14 protein-coding genes are annotated in these 15568 nt (G+C 47.2%); 5 read left to right on the top strand and 9 right to left on the bottom strand.

Annotation, left to right across the window (positions count from 1 at the left end; genetic code table 11):
- Nucleotides 1–5: 5 nt before the first annotated feature.
- From cyoA to R7Q48_RS15945, 8 genes are all read right to left on the bottom strand, one after another.
- On the bottom strand, nucleotides 6–887 hold the full coding sequence (cyoA, locus tag R7Q48_RS15980; protein WP_005388604.1) for a ubiquinol oxidase subunit II: 882 nt from the start codon (nucleotides 885–887) through the stop codon (nucleotides 6–8).
- Nucleotides 888–1685: 798 nt separating this feature from the next.
- The gene (locus R7Q48_RS15975) at nucleotides 1686–2444 is read right to left on the bottom strand and encodes an SDR family oxidoreductase (RefSeq protein ID WP_005375778.1); all 759 of its coding nucleotides are present in this window, start codon (nucleotides 2442–2444) and stop codon (nucleotides 1686–1688) included.
- Nucleotides 2445–2554: 110 nt separating this feature from the next.
- Nucleotides 2555–3460, bottom strand: a complete 906-nt coding sequence (mmsB, locus tag R7Q48_RS15970; RefSeq protein WP_256902643.1) for a 3-hydroxyisobutyrate dehydrogenase — start codon at nucleotides 3458–3460, stop codon at nucleotides 2555–2557.
- Nucleotides 3461–3471: 11 nt separating this feature from the next.
- Nucleotides 3472–4611 carry an enoyl-CoA hydratase/isomerase family protein gene (locus R7Q48_RS15965; RefSeq protein ID WP_053303717.1) on the bottom strand — a complete coding sequence of 380 codons (1140 nt, stop codon included), beginning with the start codon at nucleotides 4609–4611 and terminating at the stop codon, nucleotides 3472–3474.
- Nucleotides 4612–4619: 8 nt separating this feature from the next.
- Nucleotides 4620–5405, bottom strand: coding sequence for an enoyl-CoA hydratase (locus tag R7Q48_RS15960; protein ID WP_054574350.1), 786 nt, complete (start codon nucleotides 5403–5405; stop codon nucleotides 4620–4622).
- 38 nt (nucleotides 5406–5443) lie between these two features.
- Nucleotides 5444–6598 carry an acyl-CoA dehydrogenase family protein gene (locus tag R7Q48_RS15955; protein ID WP_256902642.1) on the bottom strand — a complete coding sequence of 385 codons (1155 nt, stop codon included), beginning with the start codon at nucleotides 6596–6598 and terminating at the stop codon, nucleotides 5444–5446.
- Nucleotides 6599–6617: 19 nt separating this feature from the next.
- Nucleotides 6618–8111, bottom strand: coding sequence for a CoA-acylating methylmalonate-semialdehyde dehydrogenase (locus R7Q48_RS15950; protein ID WP_017634263.1), 1494 nt, complete (start codon nucleotides 8109–8111; stop codon nucleotides 6618–6620).
- 23 nt (nucleotides 8112–8134) lie between these two features.
- Nucleotides 8135–9346 carry an acetyl-CoA C-acyltransferase gene (locus R7Q48_RS15945; RefSeq protein ID WP_025767662.1) on the bottom strand — a complete coding sequence of 404 codons (1212 nt, stop codon included), beginning with the start codon at nucleotides 9344–9346 and terminating at the stop codon, nucleotides 8135–8137.
- A 275-nt stretch (nucleotides 9347–9621) separates the two neighbouring features.
- Between R7Q48_RS15945 and R7Q48_RS15940 the strand changes: the two genes are divergently transcribed.
- From R7Q48_RS15940 to R7Q48_RS15920, 5 genes are all read left to right on the top strand, one after another.
- Nucleotides 9622–9996, top strand: coding sequence for a MerR family transcriptional regulator (locus tag R7Q48_RS15940; protein WP_017821195.1), 375 nt, complete (start codon nucleotides 9622–9624; stop codon nucleotides 9994–9996).
- A 66-nt stretch (nucleotides 9997–10062) separates the two neighbouring features.
- Nucleotides 10063–11232, top strand: coding sequence for an isovaleryl-CoA dehydrogenase (locus tag R7Q48_RS15935; protein ID WP_318132375.1), 1170 nt, complete (start codon nucleotides 10063–10065; stop codon nucleotides 11230–11232).
- Nucleotides 11233–11257: 25 nt separating this feature from the next.
- Complete coding sequence (locus tag R7Q48_RS15930; protein WP_151515464.1) at nucleotides 11258–12862, top strand: carboxyl transferase domain-containing protein; 1605 nt, start codon at nucleotides 11258–11260, stop codon at nucleotides 12860–12862.
- A 29-nt stretch (nucleotides 12863–12891) separates the two neighbouring features.
- The gene (locus R7Q48_RS15925; RefSeq protein WP_256902640.1) at nucleotides 12892–13731 is read left to right on the top strand and encodes an enoyl-CoA hydratase-related protein; all 840 of its coding nucleotides are present in this window, start codon (nucleotides 12892–12894) and stop codon (nucleotides 13729–13731) included.
- Nucleotides 13731–14639: a hydroxymethylglutaryl-CoA lyase gene (locus tag R7Q48_RS15920; RefSeq protein WP_213960749.1), complete on the top strand. Its 909-nt coding sequence runs from the start codon at nucleotides 13731–13733 to the stop codon at nucleotides 14637–14639. Before R7Q48_RS15925 ends, R7Q48_RS15920 begins: the two co-directional genes overlap by 1 nt.
- Nucleotides 14640–14685: 46 nt before the next feature.
- Here R7Q48_RS15920 and R7Q48_RS15915 read toward each other — a convergent pair whose 3' ends face one another.
- Nucleotides 14686–15564 carry a DMT family transporter gene (locus tag R7Q48_RS15915; RefSeq protein WP_005375761.1) on the bottom strand — a complete coding sequence of 293 codons (879 nt, stop codon included), beginning with the start codon at nucleotides 15562–15564 and terminating at the stop codon, nucleotides 14686–14688.
- Nucleotides 15565–15568: the final 4 nt, after the last annotated feature.

Genomic DNA, 15568 nt, shown 5'->3' with positions numbered 1-15568 from the left:
TACGATTATCCTTGGTTTTCAGGCAAACAGTTCATTGAACCAGGATGCTGAGTCACAACGTCGGTGAACAAGAACGGAGGAACGCTAGAGAACAAAGTGACTGGCTCTGCGATACTTGGCGCTGCCAGTGAGCTGTATTGCTCCCAATCTTCAATACGATCAGGGCTCGCCTTCACTTTCTGCACCCAATTTAGGAACGCAGCACGATCAGACATTGCTGAAGCTGTGAACTTCATTTGCGAAAAGCCTTCGCCGCTGTAGTTCGATGCAAAACCCTTATAGTCACCTTCGTGGTTCGCTATGAGGTTGAGCTTGGTTACCATGCCTGGCATCGCGTAGATCTGTGTACCTAAGCGAGGGATGAAAAACGCGTTCATGATGTTGTCCGAAGTCAGTTTGAACTGCACTGGCACGTCTTTCGGGAACGCCACATAGTTCACCGTCGCAATGTTTTCTTCTGGATAAATGAACAACCATTTCCAATCGAGTGACACCACTTCGATGGTCATTGGTTTAACATCACTTTCCAAAGGTTTGGATGGCTCTAGTTCATGAGTCGAACGCCATGTGATCGTCGCAAGAATCGCAATGATGATGATTGGAATTGTCCATACCACCACTTCGATTTTGGTCGAGTGTGACCACTCGGGTGCGTACTCTTCTTCAGTGTTAGAGGCGCGGTATCGGTAAGCGAAGTAAATCGTCATTAAAATCACAGGGATTACAACGATCAACATCAGCAAAAGAGCAGTAATAATTAACTCTTTTTCTTGCACACCAATGGCACCTTTGGGGTCAAGTAAAGCTGAATTACATCCTGAGAGCATAAGTATGACGGACGCCAAACTTCCCCTCGACAAGATGCGTTTATATCTTGAGGCTTCCATTAACTTTCTCGATGGTTGTCTGGTTTCAAAGCAGATGCCAATCAAAGTAAATAAGAGCTCACAAATAGCGCAGAGGTAATGTATGAGAACAAGAAAAAACTTCGATAAGTAGTTATTCTACTTACAATTTTTCAACTTCGTCATCAAGCATTTAACCAGCTAGAATGAACCGTTATTTACTACGATACGATTGATATCAAGCCAAGAACCAGTTGTTATAGTCATTAGAATGTTTATGTGTTGAGCATGAGTAACGTCGGGCTCAGAGCGAAACAAAACGGAATTGAGTGGAGATCAAAACCACACTCTTAGTGTGAGTTTATTGTTACACTTTGAAACACTATGTTACATTTGGCGCATTATGAGGAGTAAAAAGTTAAAGCTCATTAGCCACAACTGGAAACTAACCTTCCATTAATGGAAGTTACACACTTTAAATAGAATATTAACCTCAACACGAATTTCTCGTGCTTCAACAATTAATTATTTAAAAACAAACAGTTGAAACTAAAAATTGATGAGACTGACTATCAACTTCATTTACGCAGATAGCCTTAATGAGAAGCGGAAACTAAAAAACCAAAAGTGTGATCAGAATCAAATTAATGATTTCACTTAATATTTGAGTGGTATTTGCATCTCTTTATTGGATTGTGAGAAATCATTCTCAAGGTAAATCCAAACATAAGTTGTAAATACATTTGGGCTGCGCAGAATGAGCACTCCACAACATAGAAAATGTTGAAATGGAAAGAAACTTATTATTCAGGTCTATCAGAGCCTTATTTCAGTGGTCACTTACATACGAATACCGCCATCCACTTCTAAAACCCTGCCAGTAAAGTAATCACTCTCAATAATGTATTTTACTGCATGCGCGATTTCGCTTGTTTCGCCCATCCTGCCAACTGGGATCATCTTTTCTAATCGCTCTATGGCTTCGGGTTTCATTTGCTCTGCCATCGCGGTGTGTACTACACCTGGTGCAACCGCCGCCGCACGAATACCGTATCTTGCGAGCTCACGGGCCCATGTTGTCGCCATGGTCGCGACCGCCGCTTTAGATGCAGAATAATTGGTTTGTCCGATATTCCCTGCTCTCGCAACACTAGAAATATTGATGATAACGCCTTGGGAGCCACTCTCAATCATCTTGACGGCAGCTTCACGCCCACACAAAAATGTTCCTGTCACGTTAACGTTCATGACCAAGTTGAATTGATCCAAAGACATCTTACTGATCACGCCATCTTTTGCTTTTACAAGTAACCCATCTCTTAACACGCCAGCGTTATTGACTAACCCATTGAGTTGACCAAAATCTTGGATAATCGCTTCAAACGTGGTTTCAACGTCGATTTCGTTGGTGACATCCACTTGATATGTCAACGCTTTCGCACTCAGCATTCGACACTGCTCTTGTGTTTCCATTAAGCCACTGGCGTTTACATCCAACAACGCTAAATCAGCGCCAGCTTGAGCAAGGGTAATGGCCATCATTTGCCCAAGCCCCTGCCCTGCTCCTGTAATGGCAATAACACTACTTTTTATGTCCATATTGGTGCACTCCATAGCTCGTAATGTTCTCTATCTCAACCAGTCTAAGTTGGCCGAAATGATGCGCGTTTTAGGTCACCATCTCGGGTTGGTTTGTCACAAAACTCAGTCTAGCCTTTCTTACTCTTGTATAACTCAAATAAGCTTGAGAAATCGAGCTCGCCGTGGCCGCTCGCGTTGTGGAAAGAATATAAGTTGCGCGCTAACGACCCCATCGGAACCGAAGAATGTGTTTGTAACGCCGCATCTAACCCCAAGCCGAGATCTTTCAGCATGAGTTTGCTCATAAAGCCCGGTTGGTAATCGTGACTGGCTGGCGCACTGTCCATCACGCCTGGGCAAGGATTGTAAAGCTCCAATGCCCAATTTCGGCCAGAGCTTTGCAGCATGATGTTTGATAGCACTTTTGGATCGAGTCCATGATCGATACCTAGGTTTAATGCCTCGCACGTACCAGACATTAAAATGCCGAGCATAAGGTTGTTACAGATTTTCGCCATTTGACCATCGCCTGCTTTGCCAGCATGGAAAACATTTTTTCCCATATACTGCAAAATCGCATTGGCTTTAGAAAACGCTTGATCCGAACCACCAACAATAAAGGTTAATGTCGCCGCTTTAGCGCCAGCAACGCCCCCCGAAACGGGTGCGTCGACAAACAACACGCGTTTATTTGCCGCTTCATTGGCGACTAATCGCGCGGAGTCCGGATCAATGGTTGAACAATCAATTATCAAGGTACTTGGCGAGACAAGATTGAGGACACCTACGCCACCGTGTAAGTCACCAAGATACACGGAACGAACGTGAGACCCTGCTGGTAGCATCGTGATGACTGTGCTAGCACCATCTACTACCTCTTCGATAGAGCTCGCCACCACCGCACCAAAAGGTACTAATTGCTTTGCGGCTTCGCTATAGACATCGAATACTTGCACGTTAAATCCAGACGCGAGTAAGTTTTGCGCCATAGGATGTCCCATTCTTCCTAAACCGATAAATGCGATGGTACTCATGATCATTCTCCTTATTGACCTAGTGTTTGTTCACCCAAATTAGCAAGCGGATGCTCGTTATCTGACCAAAGAGAGGTAAACAAAGTATCGATAACATCTTCATCGACTTCACTGACACTGTTAAATATCCAGCTCGGCTCGCCATCCCGGTCAATGAGCCGAGAACGGACGCCCTCTTTAAACTCACCTAATAAGGCACTGCGAACCGACAAACTCAACTCTAAACGGAAGCAATCTGCAAGCGGTAAGCTGTGGTACTCTTTCACTTGTCTAAAGCAAATATGCGCGGTGATCGGACTGCCCGATGCGAACGTTTGTTTCGCGTTTTCTATCCACTGACTGTTCCCGTCGATAGCCATGATTCGCTGTGCTATCGTATTAAGATCAAAGCCTTTGCACGCTTCCTCTATCTGATCTAAGTATGGACAAATTTGCGTGGTTGGTTTGCTATCAATAACCTGTTCTTCCATTAATTGTAGTAGCGCAGTTACCAACTCTTTCGCATCTTCTTTCCCCCACTGGAGCCGCTTTAGCTCATCCAGTAAGGTGGGATACTGCTCTTCCAACAGTAACCAATCGGCCAAACCAATAGTGACAGCGTCACTTGAGTTCACCATGGAACCTGTCAATCCGAGGAATAAACCCACTTGCGGATCTATCTGGCTTAAAAACCACGTACCTCCCACATCAGGATACAGTCCAATATTGATTTCTGGCATAGCAAGGCGTGATGTTGTTGTCACAACTTTATGGCTGGTTCCCATAAAAAGCCCCATCCCACCACCCATTACAATACCTTCTCCCCAACCGATAATAGGCTTGTTGTAAGTGTGAATGAGATAGTCACACTCATACTCCAACGAGAAATAGTCCGTACAGAACTCTACGATTTTTTCTTTACTCTCGTTATGCATGACGTGATACATAGCTCGAACATCGCCACCAGCACAGAATGCTTTTTCTCCAGCGCCAGTGAGTACCACACAAGTCACATGCGGATCGTCTTGCCACTTGATAAGCTGATCGTTAAGTTGGACTAACATGTCATACGTCAATGCATTCAATGAAGCGGTGTTGTCTAACGTTGCGATACCAATGCGGTGCACGCCATCGAAGCACTCTATTTCACTAATGGCTACCATCCCTGCCATGTGGCCTCCTATCGGTTTTTCCATTGCGGTGGGCGTTTTTCTAAAAAGGCGCGAACACCCTCAACTTGATCTTCCGTATCAAAAAGAGTCAGAAACAACTCTCGCTCTTTCATTAAGCCGTGCTTAAGTGGCGCAGAGCGCATATTTTGAATGAGCGCCTTACATGCGGCGACAGAAGATGGCGACTGGTTCGCAACAGAGTCAGCAAGCTCCAGCGCTTTACTTAAAGCTTCGCCTTTGGAGACCAACTCCTCAGCCAAGCCTAGTTCTTTTGCTTTGTCAGCGCTGACTTGCTCTCCACATAAAATGATACGCTTTGCCCAGCCTTCCCCTACTAACGCTGTGAGGTTTTGGGTACCGCCAGCGCAGGGCAAAAGTCCGACTTTGGCTTCAGGTAAAGCAAGTACCGCTTGCTCTTCAACGACTCGAATATCACAAGCTAATGCCACTTCTAAACCTCCACCCATGGCGTAACCATTAATAGCGGCAATGGAAACACCACGGAATTCCGAGAGCGTTTCAAACGCTTCACCAAAGCATCGCGCCATGTCTAACGCAACCGCTTTGTCACCGTCAGAAAACAACTTGAGATCCGCACCAGCAGAGAAAAACTTTTCTCCACTGCCGGTTAAAACCAGTGCGTAGACCTGCTTATCATTGTTAAGTGTGAGTATCAGCGACTTCAGTACCTTGAGGCTCTCTGATGTCCACGTATTGGCTGGCGGGTTGTTCATCGTCACCACCGCAACGTGATTAGTGATCGTATGTTGAATGGCTTCTTGGGTTAATGGCATATCTGAATCCTTTCTCAATGAGCAAATCCAATACTTCGCTACAGCAAGGCCGATTCCTCAGAGAGCAAACGGCGCGCGATGATCAAGCGCATGATTTCGTTCGTTCCCTCCAGAATTTGATGCACACGCACATCTCTGAAATGACGCTCCATTGGATACTCTTTGATGTAACCATAGCCGCCATAAAGCTGCAGCGCTTGGTCGCAAACCTGAAAGCCCACATCGGTTGCGAACCGTTTTGCCATCGCGCAATAAGCCGTGGCATCTGGGTCATTTCGGTCGAGCTTGCTGGCGGCATAGCGCACTAACTGCCGAGCAGCCACTAGCTCTGTCGCCATGTCTGCTAATTTGAATTGTAAGGCTTGAAACTGCGCAAGCGACTTGCCGAACTGCTTACGCTCCTGAATATACTGTGTCGCCTGTTCAAGGGCCTGTTGAGCCGTACCGACGGAACAGGTCGCAATATTTATACGCCCTCCATCAAGCCCTTTCATCGCAAAGACAAAACCTTGCCCTTCTTCGCCCAGTAAATGGCTAGCTGGAATAACGACATTTTCAAAAGTAACCGCTCGTGTTGGCTGGCTGTTCCAACCCATTTTGGGTTCTTTGCGCCCATAGCTGATACCATCAGCGTGAGCAGGGACAACAAATGCGGACACGCCTTTGGCACCCGCTTCTCCAGTTCTCGCCATCACGACCAAAACATCTGTCTCTCCTGCGCCAGAGATAAAGGTTTTGCAGCCATTCAGCACGTAAGTATCACCTTTTTTGCTCGCGGTTGTGGCCAACGAAGCGGCATCCGACCCCGCATTAGGCTCGGTTAAGCAATAGGAGCCTAACCACTCCCCCGTAACTAATTTCGGACAGAACTGCGTTTTGGCTTCATCGGTAGCAAAACTGGCTATCATCCAACTGACCATGTTGTGAATCGTCATAAACGCCGTAGTGGACGTACATCCCATGGCCAGTTGTTCAAAGATAATTGAAGCATCCAAGCGACTCAGCCCTAGGCCACCTTGCGCTTCTGGAGTGTAGAGACTGAGAAACCCCAGTTCCCCCGCCTCTCTCAATACGTCTTTGGGGAAGATCTGCTTTTCATCCCACTCCGCCGCCATCGGTGCTAAACACTCATCGGCAAATTGCTGAGCGGTATCGGCAAATGCACGTTGATCTTCATTAAGTTCAAAGTCCATAAAAGCTCCTTCTATTCACTCAGCGCAGTTGGATGGTCAAATTAGGCCCCGTTGGAATATCGTCATCAAACCAACGTGCCGTCACCGTTTTAGTCTCGGTATAAAAACGTACCGCTTGTTTACCATACGCATGTAAATCACCATAGAAACTGCCTCTCCAACCAGTAAAGGAGAAAAATGGTAAAGGGACTGGAATAGGCACATTGATCCCAACCTGACCGACTTGAATGTCATGCTGATATTTTCTCGCAGCAGCGCCATTAGCCGTAAAAATGGAAGTGCCGTTCCCGTATGGGTTGCGATTCACCAACTCAATGGCCTCTTGCAACGTTTCGACTTCCATACAAACTAAAACAGGGCCAAATATCTCTTGCGTGTAAATCGACATATTCGCTGTTACACCGCTAAACAAGGTTGGGCCAATCCAGTTTCCATCGGGAAAGCCTTCCACTTCACACTGACTGCCATCCAGTTCACACACTGCGCCTTGTTGTTTGCCATCTTCGATTAGGTCCAATACGCGTTGTTTGGCTTGCTCACTGATCAGTGGGCCATAAGCAGCTTGCTCATCGTCCCAAGGCCCTGGGTGTACTTTCGCCATTGCCTGTTTAAGGTCTGTAATCCATTGTTTTGAATCGCCGACAAATACCGCAACAGAAATTGCCATACAACGCTGCCCCGCCGCCCCAACGGAGGACCCCACTAAGTTATTCACCACTTGTTCCTTGTTCGCATCAGGCATGATCACCATGTGATTTTTAGCACCAGCAAAAGCTTGAACGCGTTTAAAGTGTTTCGTACCCGTAGTGTAGATATAACGGGCAACAGGAACCGAGCCAACAAATGACACCGCTCGAATATCAGGATGAGCCAGCAGAAAGTCGACTTGCTCTTTGCGGCCATGAACGATCTGCAACACCCCTTTTGGCGCGCCGGCTTGCTCAAATAGTTCGGCTAAACGAATAGAGGTCAATGGCACTTGTTCGGAGGGTTTGAGCACAAACGTATTGCCCGCAGCGATGGCGATTGGGAACATCCACAACGGAATCATGGCAGGAAAGTTAAACGGCGTGATCCCACAACACACACCTAAGGGCTGAATCATTGAGTAACTATCAATATCCGTGGCAACGTTTTCGACGGTTTCTCCCATCATGTTGCTAGCAATGTTTGCCGCCTGCTCAACCACCTCGATACCACGCCACACATCGCCTTTGGCATCCGCTAAAATCTTACCCGTCTCATGAGAAAGCAGTGTGGCAAGCTCATCATGATGTTCTTTGAGCAAGTGCTGATAGCGAAGCATGACTCTGGCACGCTCGGATACTGCCACTTCCTTCCAAGATTGGAATGTCTCTTTCGCATTATCAATGGCGGCTTCCATCTCGTGCTCTGTGGAACATGGAACGTACGCAATGACATCATTAGTGGCGGGATTGGTTACCTCAACCCAATCCGATGTTTGAGATTCACGAAACTCGCCACCAATAAACAAGGGAACCAAACGAGTCATCATTTACTCCTTTCTGATTTCAATTAAAGCGGTATTTCAATGCCTATCGCCGTGGCTTCTCCACCACCGATACAAAGTGACGCAACACCCCGCATCACTTTTTTGGCTTCGAGATCACCATTGGTGCCTAACGCTTGTAGCTGACGCAAACTGTGAATCAATGTCACCAGAATTCGTGCGCCACTAGCCCCTATCGGATGCCCAAGCGCACAGGCTCCACCTTTAATATTTACTTTGCTCGTATCTAGTCCAAGTTCCGCCACCGCTATTTGTGTCACGACGGCAAAGGCTTCATTGATTTCCCACAGGTCCACTTCATAAATTGACCAATCTAGCTGGAACAGCAGTTGCTCAATTGCGTAGACGGGTGCCAAAGTAAATTCTGCAGGTTTTCTGGCATGTGTAGAGTGCGCCTTGATGATCGCAAGTGGTTTAAGCCCCTGATGACGCGCAGTGTCTTCATCCATAAGCACAAGAGCCGCTGCGCCATCTGAAATGGCACTCGAATTAGCAGCGGTCACCGTACCTTTTTCATCGAATGCAGGTTTGAGTTGAGGAATTTTACCAAGGTCAATCGAGCGAGGGTGCTCATCGTAGTTCAGCACCGCTTGTTCTGACTTGGTATTGAGTGAAACCGGCGAAAGTTCATCGGCAAACAAGCCTCGCTCTTGAGCTTCCAACGCACGTTTTGCCGACATCACGGCCCATTCATCCATTTGCTCTCTGGTGAACTTAAGCCTGTCAGCGACTTGCTGAGCATAAACACCCATTAAGTGCCCTTCGTAAGCATCTTGTAGCCCATCGAGAAACATGTGGTCATACGCAGACTGGTGCCCCATACGCATTCCCTTTCTCGCCTCCCTCAGCAGATACGGCGCATTGGTCATACTTTCCATACCACCAGCAATGGCAGAGCGAATCGTTCCAGCTTTAATGAGATCGTGCGCTAACATGACGCTCTTCATGCCAGAGCCACACACTTTGTTAATGGTGGTGCACCCTACACCCAAAGGAAGATCTGCCCCCATAGATGCTTGCCTCGCAGGAGCTTGTCCACACCCTGCTGGAAGCACACATCCCATGAACACTTCATCCACCGAAGTCACATTCACTTCGTGCATTGCCGCCTTGATCGCCAGTGCGCCTAATTGAGGAGCAGAGTAAGTTTGCAACTTGCCTTGAAAGCGCCCAATTGGCGTTCTTTTCGCGCTGACAATCCAGATGTCTTTTCCCATGATTCGCATTCCCTTAAGGTATATGTGAACACTTGGCAGACTGATGACACCCTACATAGAATTACTCACCAAGCGCCACACCAGCCTTTATCGCCTTTTTCACTAACAAACTTTCATTCCGCGATTTCTTGACGTTTACGTAAGCATAGCACTAGCCTTTACAATGAGATGAAAAAACACACCAAGCAGACGTTTATATTTCAAAGTTGATGTTCGGCCTTCCCATTTAAGGTTCGATTTCCAGAAACTGGATTTTTATTCGAGGTAAGTATGTTATGGAAAAATACAAGATCAGTGACCTCGCCAAGGAGTTTGATATTACTACTCGCAGTATCCGGTTTTATGAAGACGTGGGTCTGATTGAACCAGAGCGAAAAGGCAATATGCGCGTTTATCAACGCAGGGATAGAATTCGCCTCAAACTGATTTTAAGAGGGAAACGACTCGGTTTTTCGTTAGCAGAAATTCGTGAACTTTTCGAGCTCTACGACATGCAACAAACCGAAGGACAGTTATTGAAAATGCTCAATATCATTGAAGAGAAACAAGCTGTCCTACAACAACAACTCAACGACATCAGCGTCGTTATGGCTGAGTTGAATGCCGCTAAGGAGCGTTGTATTCAAACACTCAAAAGCAAGCAGACATAAACGCTATACTCAATTAGCAAGACCGCTACAGGCTTTTCCACCCTACCTCTGATACCGGGAGACGTTATGAAAAGCACCTATACCCCACTCAATTTCGGACTTGGTGATACCATCGATATGCTCCGAGAACACGTTAATGCCTTTGCTACGGAACATATTGCGCCCATCGCCGCTGAGATAGACCGCGATAACCAGTTCCCGAATCATTTATGGCCTTTGTTGGGAGAAATGGGGTTGCTTGGTGTGACCGTCGATGAAGAGCTTGGTGGTGCAGGCATGGGATACCTCGCTCATGTTGTTGCCATGGAAGAAATCAGCCGTGCCTCTGCGTCTGTCGCTTTAAGCTACGGCGCTCATTCTAACCTGTGCGTCAACCAAATCTTTCGTAACGGCACGCCTTCTCAACGCGAAAAATACCTTCCAAAACTCATTGATGGTACGCACGTTGGCGCCCTAGCGATGAGTGAGCCCAATGCCGGTTCAGACGTGATAAGCATGCAACTGAAAGCGGAGAACAAGGGCGACCATTTTGTACTGAATGGCAACAAAATGTGGATAACAAACGGGCCCGATGCTGACGTAGTGGTGCTTTACGCTAAAACAGATGTCAGCGCAGGTTCACGTGGCATTACCGCATTCATTATTGAACGTAACTTCGCAGGTTTCACTCATGCTCAAAAGCTGGACAAGCTAGGCATGAGAGGCTCGAATACTTGCGAACTTGTATTTAACCATTGCGTAGTGCCAAAAGAGAATATTCTTGGCGAGTTGAATCAAGGCGTCGAGGTGTTAATGAGTGGGCTGGATTACGAGCGCGTCGTCCTCGCTGCCGGACCACTCGGGATAATGCAAGCTTGCATGGACATTGTGGTCCCGTACGTACATGAACGAGAGCAGTTTGGAAAATCCATTGGCGAGTTTCAGTTAGTTCAGGGCAAGATCGCCGATATGTACTCTCGAATGAGTGCAGCAAAAGCGTATGTATATACCGTCGCAGCGGCTTGTGATCGAGGTAACGCAACACGCAAAGACGCCGCTGACGCGATTTTGTACAGTGCAGAACTCGCCACACAAATGGCACTCGATGCAATACAACTGCTCGGTGGGAATGGCTACATCAATGAATACCCTGCTGGTCGTTTGCTACGTGATGCAAAGCTTTATGAAATCGGCGCGGGTACCTCAGAGATTCGCCGCATGTTAATAGGCCGAGAGCTGTTCGAAGAATCTCGCTAACAGAACATACGACAAGGAAGTCATTATGGCCATTATCAAAAGTAAAACTAAGCCAACTGACGAGTTATTTCTTTCCAATAAAGCCGTGATGGAAACGTTGGTCACTCAACTTAATCAACACATCGAGACCATCAAACAGGGCGGCGGTGAAAAAGCCATTCAGCACCAGAGGCAAAAAGGAAAACTCCCCGCACGAGAACGCATCGCGCGCTTGCTTGATGACAACACTGACTTTCTTGAAATCAGCCAGTTTGCCGCCTGGCAAGTGTATGACGAAGCGATCCCCTGCGCTGGTGTTATCGCCGGCATTGGTATCATAGAGGGGATTCAATGCATGGTCATCGCCAACGATGCTTCGGTAAAAGGCGGAACCTACTACCCACTCACGGTAAAAAAACACCTTAGAGCGCAAGAGATTGCCCAACGTTGCCAACTCCCCTGCGTGTATTTGGTGGACTCCGGTGGCGCAAATCTCCCTCATCAGTCCGACGTCTTCCCCGACAAAGAACACTTTGGTCGCATTTTCTTTAACCAAGCGAGAATGTCAGCGAAAGGCATCCCCCAAGTTGCTGTTGTGATGGGGCTTTGCACTGCTGGGGGCGCGTACGTTCCTGCCATGGCGGATGTCTCCATTATGGTTAAAGAGCAAGGCACCATTTTTTTGGCGGGACCACCTTTGGTGAAAGCAGCCACTGGCGAAGTCGTGACGGGTGAAGAGCTCGGCGGTGCAGACGTGCATTGTCGGAAATCTGGTGTCGCAGATTATTACGCTGAAAATGATGAACATGCCCTAATGCTTGCGAGAGAAGCCATTGCCAATGCCAATAGAACAAGACCTGTTAAGCCAGAAAACACCGTGCTTCCTCCCCGCTACGACGCAGAAGAAATCTACGGAATCGTGAATGCCAACTTACGACTGTCATTCGACGTTCGAGAAATTGTTGCCCGCATCGTCGATGATTCTGATTTCGACGAATTCAAAGCCTTGTATGGCAGAACGCTAGTGTGTGGCTTCGCTCGTATTCAAGGACACTTGATTGGTATTGTGGCAAACAACGGTATCTTGTTTTCTGAATCGGCACAAAAAGGCGCGCACTTTATTGAGCTGTGCGCCAAACGGAAAACACCGCTTCTCTTTCTCCAAAACATTACCGGCTTTATGGTCGGAAAAAAGGTTGAAGAAGAAGGCATCGCAAAACATGGCGCCAAGCTAGTGATGGCCGTCGCTTGTGCTGACGTGCCGAAGTTTACCGTGATCATCGGTGGATCGTACGGCGCTGGTAATTACGGCATGTGCGGCCGAGCGTATGATCCAACCATGATGTGGATGTGGCCGAACGCGCGTATTTCTGTGATGGGCGGAGAACAAGCAGCAGGCGTTTTAACACAAGTTCGAAAAGACGCGAAGGAACGTCAGGGGGAAGCGTGGTCAGAGCAAGAAGAGCACATTTTTAGAGAATCGATCATAGACTTGTATGAAACACAAGGACATCCCTATTTTGCGAGCGCTCGGCTATGGGATGACGGAATTATTGACCCTAAAAAAACGCGTCAGGTGTTGAGTCAAGCGTTAACGGCAGCATTAAATGCCCCCATTCCTGATAGCGAGTTTGGCGTCTTCAGAATGTAAACATCCAAAGATGAATTAAGGAAGTTAGTATGCAGGAAATGCAACCAAGCATTATTCCCAACGCCCAAAGGCAAGATGATGTTCTTTGGCATGTCGATGATAATGGCGTAGCGACCATTACCCTAAACAGAACAGCTAAACACAATGCTTTTGACGCTTGTACGATCGACTTGCTGATCCACCGCCTAGATTATCTCGCTTTACGAACGGATGTGCGGTGCTTGGTATTAAGAAGTAACGGCAAGCACTTTTCATCCGGGGCCGATTTGAATTGGATGCAGTCGATGGCCGACAGCACGATGCAAGATAACTTCGTTGATGCCCAAAACTTGGCAAGACTCATGGAAACATTAGATTCGTTCCCTCAACCCACCATCGCAGTTGTTCAAGGTTCCGCTTATGGTGGTGCTTTAGGGTTGATTTGTTGTAGTGATATCGCCATCGCAAGCCAAAGTGCCAACTTTTGCTTAAGTGAAGTTAGGCTTGGTTTAGTTCCAGCGACCATTGCGCCTTACGTCATGCGCGCGATGGGGAATAGACAAGCTAGACGCTATATCTTAAGTGGTGAAGTCATTTCAGCCGAAGATGCCGAACGGTTTGGTATTGTGCACGAAGTGAAAGAAGCCAAACAGCTTGAAAATGCGGTCGATAGCGTAATCAAGACGTTGCTACTTAATAGCCCAGATGCGATGCGTAAAGCGAAAACGCTCTGCCATCAATGTCATCAAAACCCCATCGATCAACAACTGATTCACTATACTAGCAAGCTCATTGCGGACATTAGAGTATCACCCCAAGGTCAAGATGGGCTGCACGCGTTTCTTGAAAAACGTAGCCCAAGTTGGGTCACCAAGTCACAGGACAAGTAATGCTACCTTCCAAAGTAAAGATTGTCGAAGTAGGTCCTAGAGATGGTTTGCAAAATGAATCTCCTGTTGCGACCCAGACTAAAATCCGGCTGATCAACTTACTCTCTGATACTGGGCTAACTCATATTGAGGCGGGCTCTTTTGTCTCACCCAAGTGGGTGCCACAAATGGCGGACTCAATAGAGGTCATGAAAGCAATAACACGGCGAAATCATGTTACCTACTCTGCCCTGACACCAAACCTAAAAGGCTTAGAACAAGCGTTGGAGGCTGACGCCAATCAGGTCGCGATTTTCACTTCACCCTCAGAAGGATTCTGCCAACACAATATCAATTGCTCGATTGCAGAAAGCCTAACTCGCTTCGAACCTGTAATGCGATTAGCCACCAAACACGGCATCCCTGTTCGTGGCTATCTATCCTGCGTTGCCGACTGCCCTTACGATGGCCCGACAGCCCCTAAACAAGTGGCGAGCGTGGTCAAATCACTCATCGATTTAGGGTGTTATGAGGTGTCTCTAGGCGACACAATCGGTACAGGCACGCCAAACCGTATCGCTGCTATGCTAGAAGCCGTCATGTTGATTGCACCTCTTCCCCAGCTTGCTGTCCATTTCCACGACACATGGGGACAAGCTCTCACCAACATTTATCAGGCATTGAGTATGGGCATCAATACCATCGACAGTAGTGTAGCTGGGCTGGGTGGATGCCCATACGCTCATGGCGCATCAGGAAATGTCGCAACGGAGGATGTACTATATTTATGCCAAGGGTTAGGAATAGAAACGGGGATCGACTTAGAGCTACTGGCTAAAGCTGGCTGGATGATCAGCGAAGAGCTGGGTCGGCAGCCTACATCAAAAGTGTCATTAGCATTGCGTAACCGCGTATTATCACTTTCGTAGAAGGCCTTCCGGCACCTCAAATTCTCCCAACCCAAGTTAATTTGCTCTACTTTCGAGTAGGGAAGCGAAACCGCCCGCCAGTACGATAAATAATTAGAGAAAATAAGATAAGCACACAACCTACTAGTTTATTTGCCGTTAGCACTTCGCCATACCACAGCACGCTCAGAATAACCGTCCAAACTGGTTCTAATATCATAATTAGAGCAGCGTTACCTGCCTGAACAAATTTTTGCCCCATGGTTTGCATTACGTAACGCAAGCTCGTCGCTAATAAGGTACTCAACGCAAACCACCACCAAATAGAGGAGTCCACCTCAGCCGGGAAAGATTCCATAAAAAATGAAACCAACAAACCTAAGCAACCTGCTGAAAAAAGTTGCACGCAAGTAAGCAGCAGCACAGGTAGTTTTTGAGAGTATTTGCTGTTCACATTAAAATGAAGCGCCAAAACCAGTGCTGCACCAAGAAACCACAATTGACTGGCCGATTGTTTCCAGCCACCAACTAAAGAAAGACAAGCAAGACCTAATACAGCGATAGGCAAAGAAAGCCAGAAAATTCGTTGTGGTCGTTGACGAAACATAACCCATGCAACAATCGGCACAAACAGCATGGAAAGGCTCATGATAAATGCGCCTTCCCCAAGAGTATCACTGATAGAAATAGCGTAAATCCATGTCATAACGGCACTGCCTAACAGGAGCCCGACACCACCAGCAGAAAGCACATCTTTTAAGTTTGCTTTCAGCAAAGGTCGGTAACATAGAGGCAGTAAGCAGAGCGAAGCGATAGTAAATCGCGCCCCAATAAAGCCAAAAGGTGGTAAACCCTGTATTGTTTCCTTAGAGAATATCCAGCCAAGTGCAGCGATCATCGTCGTCGCAACCAGAATAACCGTCGCTTTGCGTTCTGAGTTAAACATAAGT

The sequence above is a fragment of the Vibrio sp. 378 genome (assembly GCF_033339435.1).
The sequence above is the reverse complement of the archived record's forward strand: the minus strand, read 5'-3'. Positions and strand labels throughout refer to the sequence as shown.